Origin of the sequence: Solitalea canadensis DSM 3403, from assembly GCF_000242635.2 — a bacterium.
GTDB lineage: Bacteria > Bacteroidota > Bacteroidia > Sphingobacteriales > Sphingobacteriaceae > Solitalea > Solitalea canadensis.
This window is the reverse complement of the sequence record NC_017770.1, coordinates 3,769,913-3,787,045: the sequence shown is the minus strand read 5'-3', so window position 1 is coordinate 3,787,045 and position 17,133 is coordinate 3,769,913. Positions and strand designations below refer to the sequence as shown.

The following is a 17,133-nucleotide window of genomic DNA, read 5'->3' as shown; positions in this document are numbered from 1 at the left end:
CATTGAAAACGAATCGTTAAATCATTATTAAGTTAACAAAATGCGGACCGTTGCAGGTAAAAAACTTATTATATTTATCGTTTAATAAGGCCTATTCATGAGTTTAATAAAACCATTACCTACACTTGCGCTCGTTTTACCCTGTTTTAACGAAGAGGATGTGTTGGGTATCACTATTCCACACTTATCAGCATTGTTGAATTCTTACATTGAGAACAAACTGATTTCGGCGGATAGTTTTGCTTTATTTGTTGATGATGGGAGTAGAGACCGTACCTGGAACATATTACTGACCAATCAATCGCCCCATGTAAAATCCATTAAGCTGAGTCATAATGTAGGTCACCAATACGCACTAATGGCGGGATTAACCTATGTTACCAATAAAGTTGATTGTTGTGTTTCGTTGGATGCTGATCTACAGGATGACAGCTCTGTTATCGAACAAATGATACAGGATTATCGTCAGGGCTCGCAAATTGTGTATGGTGTACGAGGGAGTCGGAACTCGGATAAACAAATGAAGAGTGGTACAGCTCATTTATTTTATCGATTAATGAAACAGATGGGCGTTGATTTAATTTATGACCATGCCGACTTTAGGTTATTGTCAAATAAGGTTTTGGTCGAACTGCAGCACTATAAAGAAGTAAATCTCTTCCTTAGGGGATTGTTCCCAATGATGGGCTTTCAATCGAGTATTGTTTATTATGCAAGAAAAGAACGAGTTGCAGGGAAAACAAAATACCCATTTAAAAAAATGCTTCATTTGGCTGTAGATGGGATTACCTCATTTTCTAACCTTCCGTTAAAAATGATCACTTATATTGGGTTCACCGTGTTTGTTGCTTCCTTTTTGATCAGTTTATGGGTGCTTTTCCAACGTTTCTATGGTATAACCGTTCCAGGTTGGGCATCTATCACATTACCAATGTATTTTTTAGGTGGAATTCAATTGCTTGCTTTAGGCGTTATTGGTGAGTATTTAGGTAAGATTTACATGGAAACCAAAGCCCGTCCGAGATACCACATTGAAGAGGAGGCTTAAGAGAAAACACACACAAGTCAAATGTTCTCGCATTTGAATTCTCATTAGAGAATCCTCATCCATTTAAGAATTCTTTATCGATACTTTAAAAGGTATACCTATAACTTTTTTGCCTCTTTGCTAGAGATATTTAATTTTCTTAACTTTAAGTTAATCAGTTTTTTACCTAAACAAATTGTAATGAAAACGCTTAAGTTTTTGGCTGTTACTCTCATTGCACTTGTAGCCATTTTTGTAATATTGGGCATCTGGGCCCCGAAAGACTACCAACTCGAAAGAAGTATAAACATCAATGCTCCTGAAGATATTGTATATGATCACATGGTTCATTTTAAAAAATGGGGATTATGGTCGCCATGGAAACATTTTGATCCAAAAATGAAGGAAACTTATCAGGGGACGGACGGGGCAATAGGGGCAACCTATCATTGGGAAGGTAACAAGGAAGTTGGCGAAGGGATTGTGAAAAATATTGCTGTTGCAGAAAATCGCATGGAGTATAAAATGATATTTATTAAACCCTTCGAAAGTGAAGCTGATGGTTGGGTGATGACTGAACCTTTGCTGGAAGGAACTAAGGCAACATGGGGATTTAAGGCACATTATACCTTTCCATACAATGTTATGATGATGTTTATGGACATGGACAAATCGATAGGCGGAAGTTTTGAAGAAGGCTTGCACTTATTAAAAGAAGTTAGTGAGCGTGAAGCTAAATTTGGAAATGACACACTCTTAAGAAAATGATCAGCATCATAAAAAAACCGACTCATTAAAAATGAGTCGGCCAATTGTGGATGATATAGGTTGTATATGAAGAAAGAGACGTTTTAGTAACTTTCTCAAGCTTATTCAATATTACTAATAATTTTTTTAATTAAACAATTTTATTTTACAAAATAGTTAAAAATATTTTGAATTAATTATAAAATTGAGAATTTGAGTTTTAGAGTCAGTTTTTAAAATGCCGCTTTAGCGATTCGTTTAATCGTTTCAGACTTACCCATCGTATAATAATGTAGGCAAGGCGCTCCTAAATCAATTAGTCCTTTCGATTGTTGTATGCACCATTCAATACCTACTTCTCGAACTTCTTTATCTGTTTTACAATCCATTACAGCATCTGCTAAATCTTCAGGAATGTCAATATTAAACACCTTGGGCAGTAAGGTTAACTGTTTTTTAGTGGTAAGAGGTTTTAATCCGGGAATTATTGGAACATTTATTCTGTTATCACGACAGGTTTTTACAAACGATGCATACTTTTCATTATCGTAAAACATCTGTGTAACAATGTATTCAGCTCCCATTTCAACCTTCATTTTCAGGTAACGAATGTCAGTCTTTAAATTAGGGGCCTCAAAATGTTTCTCAGGGTACCCCGCAATTCCTATACAGAAGTTAGTGCCATTGATTCCGTTGTACTCATCATGAAGGTATTTTCCACGGTTCATATTCACCACCTGCTCCAATAATTCAGATGCATAGGAGTGGCCTCCCGCTTCAGGAATAAACCCTCCATCTTCTTTGCGCGCGTCCCCTCTTAAAACTAATACATTATCAATACCTAAAAACTTAAGTTCGATTAATGCATTTTCCGTATCTTCTTTCGTAAAGCCACCACAAATCAAATGGGGAACAGCATCTACTTTATATTTAAATTGAATTGCAGCGCAAATACTAACAGTTCCCGGACGTTTTCTGGTGGAAACTTTTTCGAGTAACCCGTTCGGTTGTTTTTTGTAAATGAAATCTTCCCTGTGATAAGTAACATCTATAAAAGGAGGCTCAAATTCCATTAGAGGCTCAATTGCTTCAAATATCTGGTCAATACTCTGACCTTTCATTGGAGGCAAAAGCTCAAATGAAAAGAGCGGTCTTTTTGCGTTTTGTATATGTTCGGTAATCTTCATTTTTATATGTTATAATATTACAGGTTATGTGTTTCGGGTTCATAATCACGAATTCTTATCGTTTAATTAATTAACTCGTAATCTGTAACCCGCAACTCGTAATTAATTAATACGCCAAATTCGGAGCCATCCATCTTTCTACTTCGGCCACAGTCATTTTTTTGCGTGTTGCATAATCTTCAACCTGATCTTTCTGGATTTTTCCTAAGCCAAAGTATTTAGATTCAGGATGAGAAAAATAGAATCCGCTAACCGCTGCTGTCGGATACATTGCTAAACTTTCGGTTAAGAAGATTCCTGTATTGGCTTCTGCATCTAAGATTTCGAATAGTGTGGTTTTCTCCGTATGATCCGGACAGGCAGGATAGCCTGGTGCCGGACGGATTCCTTTATATCTTTCTTCAATCAATTCTTCATTACTGAAGTGTTCATCTGCAACATAACCCCAGTATTCTTTACGAACGCGTTCATGCATACGCTCTGCAAATGCTTCGGCTAAACGATCGGCCAAAGCCTTTGCCATGATACTATTGTAATCATCGTGCTGACTTTCAAATTCCTCCACCAACTTGTCCAGTCCAATACCTGTGGTAACAGCAAAACCACCCCAATAATCAGTAATTCCTGTTTCTTTAGGTGCAATGAAATCGGCCAATGCAAAATATGGAATGTTCTGAGCCTTTTCTAATTGCTGACGGAGTGTATGAATGGTCGTCAGTTTTTCGGAACGACTATCATCAGTATATAACTCAATATCATCATGACCAACCGAGTTGGCTGGCCAGAAACCAATAACAGCTCGAGCTGTCAGTAGTTTCTCGTCAACAATGCGTTTTAATAAAACCTGCGCATCCGCAAAAAGCTTTTTAGCCTCTGTCCCAACAACCTCGTCATTGAATATTTTAGGATAACTTCCATATAATTCCCAAGTATGGAAAAATGGTGTCCAGTCGATATATTCAGCCAATTCAGCAAGATCGTAATTGTCCAAAACCTTAGCTCCAGTGAAAGAAGGTTTAACAGGCTGATAACTTTCCCAGTTTAGTTTCAGCCTGCGGTTACGAGCCTCTTCAATAGAGACGAATGTCTTTGTTGATTTTTTATTAAGATGGAAATCTCTAAGCTGGTCGTATTCTTTGGTAATACCAGCCATAAAATTATCCTTTTGATCATTTAGCAAATTTCCTGCAACAGGAACTGAACGCGATGCATCTAATACGTGAACAACAGGTCCGTTATAGTTCGGAGAGATTTTTACTGCTGTATGTACACGTGAAGTGGTGGCACCTCCAATCAAAAGCGGGATGTTAAATCCTTCGCGTTCCATTTCTTTGGCCACATGCACCATTTCATCAAGTGAAGGTGTAATAAGGCCGCTCAAGCCGATTATATCCACATTTTCTTTACGGGCAGTTTCCAATATCTGCTGACAGGAAACCATTACTCCTAAGTCGATAATCTGGTAGTTATTGCAAGCCAAAACAACGCCTACAATGTTTTTTCCAATATCATGAACGTCACCTTTAACCGTAGCTAATAAAATTTTTCCGGCCCCTTCACGGCCTCCCTCGATAACAGAACTTGGATCAGCGTGGGCCAGCTTTTCTTTTTCAGCTTCAATAAATGGTAATAGATAAGCCACCGCCTTTTTCATCACACGGGCCGACTTAACAACCTGAGGTAAAAACATTTTTCCGGAACCAAACAGATCGCCTACTACGTTCATGCCGTCCATTAACGGACCTTCAATAACCTGTAACGGACGATCATATTTCTGGCGGGCTTCTTCTACATCTTCCTCCAGGTATTCAATAATGCCTTTTACTAATGAATGACTCAGTCGTTTTTCAACTCCTTCTTTTCTCCATTCCTCATCTTTTACGATTGTTTTTCCTTTGGCTTTTACAGTTTCTGCAAAAGCGACTAAATGCTCTGTGGCATCAGGTTTACGGTTTAGAAGAACATCCTCTACTAATACTAAAAGATCTTTAGGGATTTCTTCATAAACTTCCAGCATACCAGCGTTAACAATACCCATATCAAGTCCCGCTTTAATAGCATGATACAAGAAAGCTGAATGCATCGCTTCTCTTACTGTATTATTACCACGGAAGGAGAACGAAATATTACTTACACCGCCACTAACCTTTGCTAACGGAAGATTTTGTTTGATCCATCGGGCTGTTTCAATAAAATCGACTGCATAATTATTGTGTTCATCTAAACCAGTCGCAACAGTTAAAATGTTAGGATCGAAGATAATGTCTTGAGGAGCAAATCCAATCTCATTAACTAATAACTTATAAGAACGTTCACAGATTTCGATACGACGCTCATAAGTATCGGCCTGACCTTTTTCATCAAAAGCCATCACCACTGTTGCAGCGCCATAACGTTTTATTTTGCGAGCATGTTCTTTAAATTTTTCTTCGCCTTCTTTTAGTGAAATGGAGTTAACAATTCCTTTTCCCTGTAAACATTTAAGTCCAGCCTCAATAACCGACCATTTTGAAGAGTCGATCATGATGGGCAGTTTTGCGATATCAGGTTCGGATGCAATAAGATTTAAAAATTTAACCATTGCTGCTTCCGAATCCAACATCCCCTCATCCATATTAACGTCAATAACTTGAGCGCCGCCTTCCACTTGCTGACGAGCAACAGCAAGGGCACCTTCGTAATCTCCTGATAATATTAATTTTGAGAATTTGGGAGATCCGGTAATGTTAGTTCGCTCACCAACATTTACGAAATTAGTTTCCGGAGTAATCACAATAGGTTCCAAACCGCTCAGACGCAAAAAAGGTTGAGGTTCAGCTTTTTTACGGGGAGCATATTTAGCAACCTCATCTGCAATCGCACGAATGTGATCCGGCGTGGTTCCGCAACAACCTCCAACAATATTTATAAATCCGCTTTTTAAGAAATCGCGAATTTGATCAAGCATTTGATCAGGGGTTTCATCGTACTCACCAAATTGGTTCGGTAAGCCTGCATTTGGGTAGGCCCCCACAAAGAATGGAGCCTTTTCTGAAATTTCTTCCAGGTATGGACGCATATCTTTTGCACCCAAAGCACAGTTAAAACCTATTGATAAAAGATCAAAATTGGATAATGAAATTAAAAAAGCCTCTGCTGTTTGTCCGGAAAGAGTACGTCCGCTGGCATCAGTAATTGTTCCCGAAACCATGATTGGAAGCTTAATCTTATTTACTTCAAAGTATTGGTCGATAGCAAATAAGGCGGCCTTGGCATTTAACGTATCAAAAATAGTTTCCACCAAAATAATATCAGCACCACCACTAACAAGTCCATGTACTTGTTCGGTGTAAGCTTCAACTAACTGGTCAAAAGTGATTGCACGAAATCCAGGGTCATTAACATCCGGAGATAATGAAGCCGTTCTGTTTGTCGGACCAATGGCACCAGCTACAAAACGAGGTTTTTCAGGATATTTAGCATTGAACTCCGCTGTAACTTCTTTAGCTATTTTAGCTGATTCATAATTTAGTTCATATGCAAGATGTTCCATCTGGTAATCAGCCATAGCGATAGTGGTACCACTGAAGGTATTGGTTTCAATAATATCAGCACCAGCTTCAAGATATTCGCGATGAATCGCTTTGATTACATCCGGGCGGGTAATGCTTAATAAGTCATTATTGCCCTTCAGATCGGTAGGGTGGTCCTTAAAACGTTTGCCACGAAAATCATCCTCCTGCAATTTATATCGCTGGATCATGGTTCCCATTGCACCATCAAGTACCAAAATGCGTTTTGTAAGTATATTTCTAATATCCATTATTCAAGTATCAACGGCCGGCAATTGGCCATAAAACCTAACGGCGATATAATCAGCTATCTTCCGTTTTATTACCACATTTTCAGTTTAAATGATTAAGCCAAGTTTGGAATAATCAATTCCCATAACATCAATTGTGGTATCGGAATAAACCGGATTATTTCTGTAAAGAGATAATCTGTGTCAACTTATAATTTATGTGCTTATCAGATATCAAGTGGAGATTCCCACTTTGCTCATCTTCTCCTGATTTTATCAGGATAGAATTTGGCACCTTGTTAGCACAGGTTGCCAAGACTTCATCGGGTCTATTCCCTCCGTCTTTCTTTATAAGCGATACAAAAGTCTGTAATTCATTGGTTAATTACAAGTTTTTTATTGATTAATAGACCTTCTTTATCCATACGGTATACTATCTAATAGTTATTGAATTGTTTTTGACTAATAATCAATGTTTTAACATTGATTATTAGTGTGTTTTTGACACAATGATTTTAATCATGTTTTAACATCTAATTTCCCCTTATATTTGCTGTACAAAAGGAAACGAAACAATAAATAATAAATAGAAAGGGAATTATATGAAACGTAAAATGAAAATTCTCATTGGAATTTGTTTGTTGTCATTGCCACTAATGACGAGTGCTCAACAAAAAATTTCCGCAAGCGAAAGTAAAGTAATGGTTAAAGGAACTTCTACACTTCATGATTGGAGATGTAAAGTGGAGCAGCTTTCAGGTGAGTTGCAGGCCGAAAAATCAGGAACTACTTTAAAATCGATCAAAGCCATGCAAATGCAAATGGTGGTGAAATCGATGAAAAGTTTAAAAGAAGATGGTAAATATTATGATTCAGGAATGGATAAAAATGTTTACAAATCATTAAATGCTGATAAATATCCTCAGATAGTCTTTAATCTCAAAAAAGTAAACAGTATCAGTACAACAGGAGATGTTAATGCGATTGCTCAGGTAACAATTGCCGGAGTTGCAAAAGACATTGTTGTAACCGGAAATGCTAAAGTATTAGGTAATGGTGCTGTGAAAATTACAGGGAAAAAGGAAATGAAGATGACTGATTTTAGTATCACCCCTCCTAAAGCGATGCTTGGCGCTATAAAAACAGGCGACGATATCTCTATCGAATTTGATGTGGTTTACAAATAACCCAACGTAAAAAAAAGTTTTTTAAAAGTTAAAGGATAAAAAGATGAAAAAAGTGTTTACTCTTTTGGCTGTATTAGCAGCGAGCTCGACAGCCATATATGCTCAACAACAAAAAATCCAATATTTCCGTCCATACGATCAACGTGGTATCAACATGTTTGAAACCGGTAAAAATGATAGCGTAGTTTATGATGGATTCAAATTTAGAATTGGCGCTGGATTTACTCAGCAGTTTCAAAATTTGAAACAAGAAAATCCTAAAGCCTTAAATAATCAAGCTGCCAATAAGTTATATCCGCTTTCACCTGGTTTTATGACTGCTCAGGCTAATTTATATCTTGATGCGCAGTTATACGATGGTATCCGCTTGAACTTAACTACTTATTTGTCATCTCGTCACCACAATGAAACTTGGGTAAAAGGCGGTTACTTACAAATTGACAAGTTGCCGTTTAAAGGTGAGTTATGGGATAACATTATGAAATACACCACGATCAGAGCTGGTCACTATGAAGTAAACTACGGTGACATGCACTTCCGCAGATCTGACGGTGGCCAAACCCTTCAAAATCCGTTCATGGAAGGCTATATTCTTGATGGATTCACAACTGAAATTGGTGGTGATGTATTCGTTCAAAAAGATGGTTTCTTCGGAATGGTGGGAGTAACTGGTGGTCAATTAAAAGGTAATGTTGACTCAATTGTAACTTCTGCAACAAATACAGATGCTAAAAAATCACCATCTCTTATCCTGAAAGCTGGGGTTGACAAACAAATCCAGGAAAATTTAAGAGTACGTTTGTCAGGTAGTTATTATCACAATGGAAATGCCGGAAACAATGCTGGTACTTTATACTGGGGTGATAGAACAGGTTCCAACTATCAAAACGTGATGGAAAAATGGGGAGCCTATAATGCTAATGATGGCAAAACTACTCCTGCGGATTATAAAAATATTCCTTGGTCAGGTCGTTTAAATCCAAACTTCAGTCAGAAAGTGGATGCCTTTATGATCAACGCTTTTGTAAAGTATGAAGGTTTTGAATTCTTCGGAACTTACGAAAATGCAAAAGGTAGAGCAGCGGCTGAAACAACTAGCAGAACCTTAAATCAATATGCTGTTGAAGGTGTGTACAGATTCGGAAAAAATGAGAATCTTTTTGTAGGAGCACGTTACAATACAGTTAGCGGTAAAGTAATGGGTGTAGCTGATGATGTAAAAATTGACCGTATCGCTGGAAGTGCTGGTTGGTTCATCACTAAAAACATCATGATGAAAGCTGAATACGTTGACCAAAAATACAAAGATTTCCCAACAGCTGATTATCGTAGCGGTGGTAAATTCAATGGTTACGTAATTGAAGCAGCCATCTCTTTCTAAGGTGTAAAAAACAAACACAAATTCTTCATAACCAGCAGCAGACCTATAGGTCTGCTGCTTTCTTAAGCTCTCAATTCTAATTTACCCCTCTTAAAGACTTTAACGGCGAATAAAATGAAGCTAAATTTAATCGTGCTTGTTGCCGGATTCTTTCTGCTGCAAACGCTTCCTGTAGAAGCTCAGCAAACCTTCGTAAAAGTACTTCCTGAAAGCACTGTGAAATTAAAAGGTCGTACTTCTATAGGTGGGTACTCATTTACCTATAAAGGTGATATGATGCGGGCTTTTAAAATAGGAGCAAACTCTACCAATGAACAACTGATTAGTGCATTTGGAGATTTACAATTGGAAATTGAGAAATTTACTTCTGGTAATTTTTTAATGAACCGGGATTTTAGAAAATTGTTAAAGTCCAAGGAACATCCAATTTGTAAGATTGAAGTAATTTCTATTTCACCTAAGCCAGGAGCCAATGAAATGCCATGGCAAAATGGTTTAAGCAAGGTAAGTGTTACCATTGCTGGTGTTAAAAAGACTTATTTAATTCCGTATAAGGGAGAGTCTTCTACTTGTGGGTTAAGATTTAAAGCTTTACAACAAATTAATCTACGAGATTTTGGCTTAAATCCTTCAGACGCTAATCGACTTGTTGAAATTAAGGATAACTGCGAAGTGGAGTTATGCTTAGTATTACAGGTTACCGAAGAAAAGAAATAAATTAAGAAATAAGTCACGCAAAGCCGCTAAGACGCAAAGGGATGTTCTACTTTGTGCTTAGCGGCTTTAGTGATTTTATCATACAAGGTAAAGGAAGGAGATATGTCATGCAAAGAACGCTAAGGCGCAAACGAAAGTTCTGCTTTGTGTCTTAGCGGCTTTGCCTGATTTTAATGGATATAGAAAGAAGATAAGTCATGCAAAGACACTAAGTGAAGGAATGATTACTTTGTGCTCTTAGTGACTTTGCGTGATTTTGACATAGATACGAAGAAGCCGCTAAGGCATAAAAGTATAATACTTTGCGTCTTAGCGGCTTTGCGTGCTATAAATAACTTATGAAACTAGAATAAGTTAACTGCGAATTGAATGTTTCCCTGGTTTAGTTCTGGGTTCCACATTGGCATAACTGAAACAGGAAGGCTAAAATTGCCGATTTTCAGGGTTTTCGATGCAGTAAATCCTAAGCTGACCAGGTTACTTTTTGAACCGTAAAAGTTGGCTTTAGATCCATCTTCAGGATTTAAGGCAAAGGCGCCTGCTGCAAAAACATCAATATTGACGATGTCGCTTTTCATCACTGGATAACCTAGCTGAACAAAAGTCGAATATAAATTTTGCTGATTTTGGCTTCCTCTGTCCCTTCCGTAAAGGATTGTACTCCACGACATGCTCAATGGAAAACTTCCCTGGAATTTATAACCAACAGTTAAGTCGATAAAATGACCAGTTTCTCCTGCTTTATAATTGAAAAATTCGGAGTTGTTATAAGTTGCTCCTGTCGAGAAGTTGTAAATATCCCAAAGCGCTATATTAAATCCTTTGTTTTGATAAGAGAGGTAATAATCGAATTCTTTGTAATCACCTGTAAAACCTGCTCCTCCCCAAACTCCTGCACTAAAATGTTCGTTTTTTGAATTGTAATGTAAGTCAACAGCAGTCATTGGCGTATTGGTAACTGTGTAACCACGCCATAAGTGCATATTCTTTAATTGTAAAGTAAAATCAACTGGTTTGTATTCAGATTGCGCGTAAGAGCTTGTCGCAAATGCAACAAGCGAAAAGAGAGTAATAAATAGTTTTTTCATAAAACATGAGCGTTAATTTTAATGGTGTTTTTCGGGTAGATGTGGGATAGTTATTGTACACAATTAAAAATAATAGCAGCTAATGCACCGCCAATTAAAGGTCCTGCAACGGGAATTAAGGCATACTGCCAATCAGATGATCCTTTGTTTTTCATCGGAAGTATGGCGTGCATAATACGTGGACCTAAATCGCGGGCGGGGTTAATGGCATATCCGGTAGTTCCACCCAATGATAAGCCAATTGCCCAAACGAGTATGGATACAGGTAATGGACCTAATGCTGCTAATCCTTGCACATTGGCTCCAGTACCAAACCATAAGATCACAAATGTTAAAACAAAAGTTCCTATGACCTCACTTATTAAATTCAGGATTGGATTTTTAATTGCGGGTCCAGTGCTGAAAACGGCAAGTTGAGAACCTGCATCCGATTGGTCAAAATGATCTTTGTAAGTAAGCCACACAAGAAAGGCTCCGGTCATGGCTCCAAAAAGCTGGGCTGTTATGTAAGTTGCCATGCTTGCCCATGAAAATTTGCCTGCAATGGCTAAACATAAAGACACTGCCGGATTTAAATGAGCGCCGCTTGGCATAGAAACAATAACTCCACAGAATACGGCAAATGCCCAACCCGCCGTAATAACAATCCAACCGGAACTATTGCCCTTTGTTTTGTTTAAAACAACATTAGCAACAACTCCTCCCCCCAGAAGAATAAGCACAGCAGTGCCAATAAATTCAGAAATAAAATTTGACATAATACTATTTTTGGTTGTGTTAGTTTTTGATATTAGTCTTCAATCCAGCTTAAGGATTTGGTAACTGCTTTTTTCCAGTATTTTAATAATTCAACAGCTTTCTCATCATTAATAGCAGGTTCAAATCGTTTGTCAACTGCCCATTGGTTTTTGATCTCATCAATATCTGACCAATAGCCAACAGCAAGTCCTGCAAGATATGCAGCTCCTAAAGCGGTTGTTTCAAGTGTTTTCGGACGAATAACGGCACTGCCAAAGATGTCGGCCTGGAATTGCATCAGCAGGTCATTGTTGGCTGCACCACCATCCACTTTAAGTCCGGTCGATTTTTGTCCCGAATCAGATTCCATTGCTCTTAATAATTCATAAACCTGGAATGCAATACTTTCTAAAGCCGCTCTTGCAATATGACCGTTGTTTGTTCCGCGAGTGATACCTAAAATGGCTCCTCTTGCGTATTGATCCCAGTAAGGAGCACCTAATCCTGTTAAGGCAGGGACAAAATAAACGCCTCCATTGTCCTCAACAGAAAGGGCAAGAGCCTCACTGTCACTTGATTTTTTAATGATCTCTAATCCATCACGAAGCCATTGAATAACAGCTCCCCCAACAAATACACTACCTTCTAGTGCATAGGTTACTTTATCGTTTATTTTCCATGCAACTGTTGTTAGCAGACTGTTTTTAGATTGAACAGGTTTATCTCCAGTGTTCATCAACATAAAACAACCAGTCCCATACGTATTTTTGGTATCGCCTTTATGAACACACATTTGACCAAATAATGCAGCTTGCTGATCTCCTGCAATACCTGCAATCGGAATTTTTGAAGCAAACAGGGTAGTAGAGGTTTCTCCGTATATTTCTGAGCTTTGTTTTACCTCAGGCAACATACTTTCAGGAATGTTAAATAATTCAAGCAATTCCTTGTCCCACTCCATTGTATTGATATTGAAAAGTAGCGTACGGCTCGCATTTGAAACATCTGTGATGTGCATTTTTCCTCGTGTAAACTTCCATACCAGCCAACTGTCAATGGTTCCGAAACAGAGCTCCCCATTCTCTGCCCGTTCACGGGCCCCTTTCACATTGTCGAGTATCCATTTTACCTTAGTTCCAGAGAAATAAGCGTCGATAACTAACCCGGTTTTGTCTTTGATCATTTTCTCAAGGCCTTGTGCTTTAAGGTCATCACAGTATCTTGATGTTCTTCTGTCTTGCCAAACGATGGCATTGTAAAGGGGAATACCTGTTTGACGGTCCCAAACGATAGTTGTCTCACGTTGGTTCGTGATGCCTATTGCTGCTATATTTTCACCTGTGAGATCGTATTTGGCAATAGCTTCTGCAGCAACCGAAGATTGTGTATACCAGATTTCGTTGGCATCATGCTCAACCCACCCCGGTTGTGGGAAAATTTGTTCAAATGGTTTTTGTGAAAGGCTCACGATTTCGCCCTGATGGTTGAAAATAATTGCACGTGAGCTTGTTGTGCCTTGATCTAAGGCAAGGATAAACTTTTGTGTATTCATAATTTTCTTGGTTAAACTTTATTTGTTTGGTAGTATGTATTCTTTGGCTAAAGCTGTAAAGTCTGCTATTTGCTGATTGATCCAGTTTTCATCCTTATTTAATTCATTAGCTATTAGACGAGCAACGGTTGGGGCTGCTTCAACGGCTGCCCTTGCATCAAGAAATAGTAACCGAACTCTTCGTGATAATATATCTTCAACAGTTCTCGCAAATTCATTCCTAACACACCATACAACTTCTGCTTTTAGATGAGGATGGGCTGGATGTAGCTTTTCAGAAAGTTCTCTCTCGGTATGGCTAAGCTGTAAAAGCGCATCCTTGTCAGAACCATAAATATAAAGCGGATCCGTTCTGTCTACTTTTTCCTTATATCCATGTATCTTAAAATTTTGAGTAACACATGGACGATTAGGTAAAAGATCGAGTTTAATAGCCTTTTCAAGGGTATCCTGGGCCATTCTTCTGTAGGTTGTCCATTTTCCTCCGGTAATAGTGATGAGTTTACTGGATGAAACAATGATTTTATGGCTTCTTGATATTTCTTTAGTGCTTTGGTTGTTTCCTTCAACGGCAGCAAGAGGTCTAAGTCCAACAAATACAGATAAAACGTCAGATCGTTGAGGTTTATTAACTAAATAAGCAGCTGCAGTATTTAGAATAAAGTTGATTTCTTCTTCCAATGCATGGGGTTCTAGTTCCGGATGATCACGTAAAGTGTCAGTGGTACCTACCACTAATTTATCGTGCCATGGAACTGCAAACAATACCCGTCCGTCGCTGGTTTCAGGAATCATCAAGGCATCGTTTCCGGGAAGGAATTTTTTGTCGAGCATTAAGTGAATTCCCTGACTTGGACGTACAATTCTCCGTGCTTCAGGTTTATCCATTAATAATACATCATCCACAAATACTCCTGTAGCGTTAATAACCGACTTTGCTTTTATTTCATACGATTTATTGGTTTCAATGTCTTGAGCTACAACACCCGCAACTTGTCCGGTTTCAGACTTTAATAAACCTTTAACTTTGAAGTAGTTCAATAAACAAGCATTATTTTCAATAGCCGATTGTGCAATGTTTACCGCCAGGCGCGAATCGTCAAACTGGCCGTCGTGATACCTTACGCCTCCTTTTAATCCTTCTGTTTTTATGGTAGGCAAAAGATTTTTTGTTTCAGCCTTATTTATGTATTCCGATTTTCCTAAGCTTAGTTTTCCGGCGAGGAAATCGTAGAATTTTAAACCAATGGTGTATTTCAGATTATTCCAATATGAATAATTGGGAATTACAAATGATTGGTTCTTTACTAAATGTGGAGCGTTTTTTAGTAGAAGGCCACGTTCAAAGCAAGCTTCTTTAACCAAAGCAAGATCGCCTTGTGCCATGTATCGAACTCCGCCGTGTACTAATTTAGTACTGCGACTTGAAGTTCCTTTGGCAAAATCATGTTGCTCAAGCAATAGGGTCTTATAGCCTCGTGTAACAGCGTCGAGAGCAATTCCCAAACCGGTTGCGCCTCCGCCAACTATCACTATATCCCAAATTTCTTCCTGCTCAAGTTGATCAATTAATGCATTTCTTTTTTTCATATCCGCAATAAAAAGTAACAATTAGAAATAATTAGAAACAAATGTATGTTTTTAATAGTTATTTTTTATATGATTTATATCATGTTTTGCAGGCTATAAAAAAGAAGCAGAAAGCAATAAAAGAATTATCTTAGTTGCACAAAGAATTGGTATGGATAAGCTTTCACAGACCCAAAGACACACTTTTATCTTAAATAAACTTAGGAAAGAGGGTGAGCTTAAGGTGATAGATATTAGCAACGAGCTAAATGTTTCAATGGTAACAATTAGAAAGGATTTGGAATATTTAGAAAGTAAGAAACTTTTATATAAAACACATGGGCGGATATGTGTTTCGAGTCCTTATACACAAGACAAGCATGTGGAAGAAAAAGAGTTTCTTTCTGCTGATGAAAAGAAACGGATTGCGTTGAAGGCTGCTGAGTTAATTGAGCCTAAAGATGCGGTGATATTTGCGTCAGGTACTACCATTTTGCAACTTGCCCAAGTGGTAGAACCCAAGGATCGCTTAACAGTGCTTACCTCAGCGTTGAACGTTGCCATGGCTTTACTTAAGAAGGATAATATTGAAGTAATACAACTTGGCGGAATTATTCGTAAAACGTCAACCTCAGTTACTGGTCCATTTGCTGAGTATATTTTAAAACAATTTTCGGCCAGTAAGTTATTTTTAGGCGTAGATGGAATCGACCTTGAATATGGTTGTACAACCAGTAATATTTTAGAGGCTCATGTAAATCAGCACATGATTATGGCTGCGCAGAAGACAATTGTTTTAACCGATTCATCGAAATTTGGTAAGCGTGGTTTTGGTAAGATTTGCGATTTCTCAGATATAGATCACATTATTACCGATAGTAATATTAATCCCAGAACAGCCGGACAAATTGAAGATGCAGGAGTTGAATTAACAATTGTAAATATCTAGTCTGTTTTTTTCTTTTTTAATTACTTGTTTATCAGTGTTAAAGTGAATAAATTGTTAAAGAAATGTTACTTAACATTTACTTAACATTAGATTAATGTTCAAGTAATGTAATTCTTTCTTCTTTGTATCCGAAATATATTCTATCCAAAGAAGTAATTATGAGAAAGATTTTTCTTTTAATCGCAACAGCAGCATTTTTAAGCTCTTGTGGCGGTGGACAAAAAACGAATAAAACGGAAAGTGCAACCGGAGCTATTAAAATTGATGGCTCAAGTACCGTTTATCCTGTTTCGGAAGCAGTAGCTGAAGAATTCAGGGCGATCCAACCAAATGTTAACGTAACAGTTGGTGAATCAGGAACTGGCGGTGGTTTCAAGAAATTCTCCAGAAATGAAATTGACATTAGTGATGCATCTCGTCCGATTACTGTAGAAGAAATAGAGGCTTGTACCAAAGCAGGCATTAACTTTATTGAAATTCCCGTTGCTTTCGATGGTTTAGCAGTAGTTGTAAGTAAGCAAAATACTTTTATAGATCATTTAACAGTGGCAGAGTTGAAAAAACTTTGGGAACCAGCTGCACAAGGTACTGTTAAAACATGGGATCAAATTCGCTCTTCTTTTCCGAAAGAACCAATTAAATTATACGGTGCAGGAACAGCATCAGGTACTTACGATTATTTTACCGAAGCAATTTGTGGTAAAAAAGGAGCTTCACGTGGTGATTATACAGCTAGTGAGGATGATAACGTGTTAGTACAAGGTGTTTCTAATGATAAAAACGGATTGGCTTATTTTGGTTTAGCTTATTACGAACAAAATATTGATAAGTTAAAACTAATTCCAGTTGATAACGGAAATGGTCCGATTGCTCCTAGTCAGGAAACGGTAGGAAACGGAACCTATCAGCCATTATCTCGTCCAGAATTTATCTATGTAAACGCAAAATCTGCAGAGCGTAAAGAAGTGCAGGATTTCGTGAAGTTTTACATTCAGAATGCAGGGAAATTAGCCAAAGAAATTGGCTACGTTCCATTGGGTGATGCTGAATATAAGTTAGCCGAAGAACGTTTTACTAAAAAAGTAACAGGTACTATGTTTGCCAATGGTAAATCAATTGTAGGTACTAAAATGTCTGATCTTCTTAAACTGGAAGAAGGAAAATAAGATTAAGTTCTCAGTTTATAGCTAATTATTGATGTTGAATAACT

General features: G+C 37.8%; 13 protein-coding genes and 1 riboswitch. Of the genes, 7 read left to right on the top strand and 6 right to left on the bottom strand.

What is annotated here, in order from left to right; genetic code table 11:
• Positions 1-97 precede the first annotated feature (97 nt).
• Together SOLCA_RS15720 and SOLCA_RS15715 are read left to right on the top strand one after the other, a co-directional pair.
• The gene (locus SOLCA_RS15720; protein WP_014681447.1) at positions 98-1,048 is read left to right on the top strand and encodes a glycosyltransferase family 2 protein; all 951 of its coding nucleotides are present in this window, start codon (positions 98-100) and stop codon (positions 1,046-1,048) included.
• 180 nt (positions 1,049-1,228) lie between these two features.
• Positions 1,229-1,795 (top strand): SRPBCC family protein, encoded by a 567-nt coding sequence (locus tag SOLCA_RS15715; RefSeq protein ID WP_014681446.1) that lies wholly within the window; start codon positions 1,229-1,231, stop codon positions 1,793-1,795.
• A gap of 212 nt (positions 1,796-2,007) precedes the next feature.
• On the opposite strand, the gene SOLCA_RS15710 is transcribed toward SOLCA_RS15715, so the two are convergent.
• Positions 2,008-2,961 (bottom strand): methylenetetrahydrofolate reductase, encoded by a 954-nt coding sequence (locus SOLCA_RS15710; protein ID WP_014681445.1) that lies wholly within the window; start codon positions 2,959-2,961, stop codon positions 2,008-2,010.
• Positions 2,962-3,067: 106 nt separating this feature from the next.
• Entirely contained in the window at positions 3,068-6,763 is a 3,696-nt protein-coding gene (metH, locus tag SOLCA_RS15705) for a methionine synthase (protein WP_014681444.1), read from the bottom strand.
• A 233-nt stretch (positions 6,764-6,996) separates the two neighbouring features.
• Positions 6,997-7,099: riboswitch (SAM riboswitch) on the bottom strand.
• A 257-nt stretch (positions 7,100-7,356) separates the two neighbouring features.
• On the opposite strand from metH, the gene SOLCA_RS15700 reads away from it, so the two are divergent.
• The 3 genes from SOLCA_RS15700 (at position 7,357) to SOLCA_RS15690 (ending at position 10,027) form a co-directional block, all read left to right on the top strand.
• Positions 7,357-7,929 (top strand): YceI family protein, encoded by a 573-nt coding sequence (locus tag SOLCA_RS15700; RefSeq protein ID WP_157604589.1) that lies wholly within the window; start codon positions 7,357-7,359, stop codon positions 7,927-7,929.
• Positions 7,930-7,972: 43 nt separating this feature from the next.
• Entirely contained in the window at positions 7,973-9,310 is a 1,338-nt protein-coding gene (locus SOLCA_RS15695; RefSeq protein ID WP_014681442.1) for a hypothetical protein, read from the top strand.
• A gap of 114 nt (positions 9,311-9,424) precedes the next feature.
• Entirely contained in the window at positions 9,425-10,027 is a 603-nt protein-coding gene (locus tag SOLCA_RS15690; protein WP_014681441.1) for a hypothetical protein, read from the top strand.
• A gap of 344 nt (positions 10,028-10,371) precedes the next feature.
• Here the strand turns inward: SOLCA_RS15690 and SOLCA_RS15685 are convergent, their stop codons facing one another.
• From SOLCA_RS15685 to SOLCA_RS15670, 4 genes are read right to left on the bottom strand one after another with little or no spacing between them, the layout of a single operon-like run.
• Positions 10,372-11,115 carry a hypothetical protein gene (locus SOLCA_RS15685; RefSeq protein WP_014681440.1) on the bottom strand — a complete coding sequence of 248 codons (744 nt, stop codon included), beginning with the start codon at positions 11,113-11,115 and terminating at the stop codon, positions 10,372-10,374.
• Positions 11,116-11,165: 50 nt separating this feature from the next.
• Complete coding sequence (locus SOLCA_RS15680) at positions 11,166-11,873, bottom strand: MIP/aquaporin family protein (RefSeq protein ID WP_014681439.1); 708 nt, start codon at positions 11,871-11,873, stop codon at positions 11,166-11,168.
• A 32-nt stretch (positions 11,874-11,905) separates the two neighbouring features.
• On the bottom strand, positions 11,906-13,405 hold the full coding sequence (glpK, locus tag SOLCA_RS15675) for a glycerol kinase GlpK (protein WP_014681438.1): 1,500 nt from the start codon (positions 13,403-13,405) through the stop codon (positions 11,906-11,908).
• Between the two features lie 18 nt (positions 13,406-13,423).
• Positions 13,424-14,995: a glycerol-3-phosphate dehydrogenase/oxidase gene (locus SOLCA_RS15670; RefSeq protein WP_014681437.1), complete on the bottom strand. Its 1,572-nt coding sequence runs from the start codon at positions 14,993-14,995 to the stop codon at positions 13,424-13,426.
• Positions 14,996-15,146: 151 nt separating this feature from the next.
• Here SOLCA_RS15670 and SOLCA_RS15665 point away from each other — a divergent pair, with 151 nt between their 5' ends.
• A complete protein-coding gene (locus tag SOLCA_RS15665; RefSeq protein ID WP_014681436.1) occupies positions 15,147-15,923 on the top strand; it encodes a DeoR/GlpR family DNA-binding transcription regulator in 777 nt (258 codons plus the stop codon).
• A gap of 158 nt (positions 15,924-16,081) precedes the next feature.
• Positions 16,082-17,089, top strand: coding sequence for a PstS family phosphate ABC transporter substrate-binding protein (locus SOLCA_RS15660; RefSeq protein WP_014681435.1), 1,008 nt, complete (start codon positions 16,082-16,084; stop codon positions 17,087-17,089).
• Positions 17,090-17,133 lie beyond the last annotated feature (44 nt).

Excerpts from the sequence above, each read along its gene's own strand:
- glpK (WP_014681438.1), bottom strand. The coding sequence starts at position 13,405 with ATGAATACACAAAAGTTTATCCTTGCCTTAGATCAAGGCACAACAAGC.
- SOLCA_RS15690 (WP_014681441.1), top strand. The coding sequence starts at position 9,425 with ATGAAGCTAAATTTAATCGTGCTTGTTGCCGGATTCTTTCTGCTGCAA.
- SOLCA_RS15670 (WP_014681437.1), bottom strand. The coding sequence starts at position 14,995 with ATGAAAAAAAGAAATGCATTAATTGATCAACTTGAGCAGGAAGAAATT.
- SOLCA_RS15700 (WP_157604589.1), top strand. The coding sequence starts at position 7,357 with ATGAAAATTCTCATTGGAATTTGTTTGTTGTCATTGCCACTAATGACG.
- SOLCA_RS15680 (WP_014681439.1), bottom strand. The coding sequence starts at position 11,873 with ATGTCAAATTTTATTTCTGAATTTATTGGCACTGCTGTGCTTATTCTT.
- SOLCA_RS15695 (WP_014681442.1), top strand. The coding sequence starts at position 7,973 with ATGAAAAAAGTGTTTACTCTTTTGGCTGTATTAGCAGCGAGCTCGACA.
- SOLCA_RS15660 (WP_014681435.1), top strand. The coding sequence starts at position 16,082 with ATGAGAAAGATTTTTCTTTTAATCGCAACAGCAGCATTTTTAAGCTCT.
- SOLCA_RS15685 (WP_014681440.1), bottom strand. The coding sequence starts at position 11,115 with ATGAAAAAACTATTTATTACTCTCTTTTCGCTTGTTGCATTTGCGACA.
- SOLCA_RS15720 (WP_014681447.1), top strand. The coding sequence starts at position 98 with ATGAGTTTAATAAAACCATTACCTACACTTGCGCTCGTTTTACCCTGT.
- SOLCA_RS15715 (WP_014681446.1), top strand. The coding sequence starts at position 1,229 with ATGAAAACGCTTAAGTTTTTGGCTGTTACTCTCATTGCACTTGTAGCC.
- metH (WP_014681444.1), bottom strand. The coding sequence starts at position 6,763 with ATGGATATTAGAAATATACTTACAAAACGCATTTTGGTACTTGATGGT.
- SOLCA_RS15665 (WP_014681436.1), top strand. The coding sequence starts at position 15,147 with ATGGATAAGCTTTCACAGACCCAAAGACACACTTTTATCTTAAATAAA.
- SOLCA_RS15710 (WP_014681445.1), bottom strand. The coding sequence starts at position 2,961 with ATGAAGATTACCGAACATATACAAAACGCAAAAAGACCGCTCTTTTCA.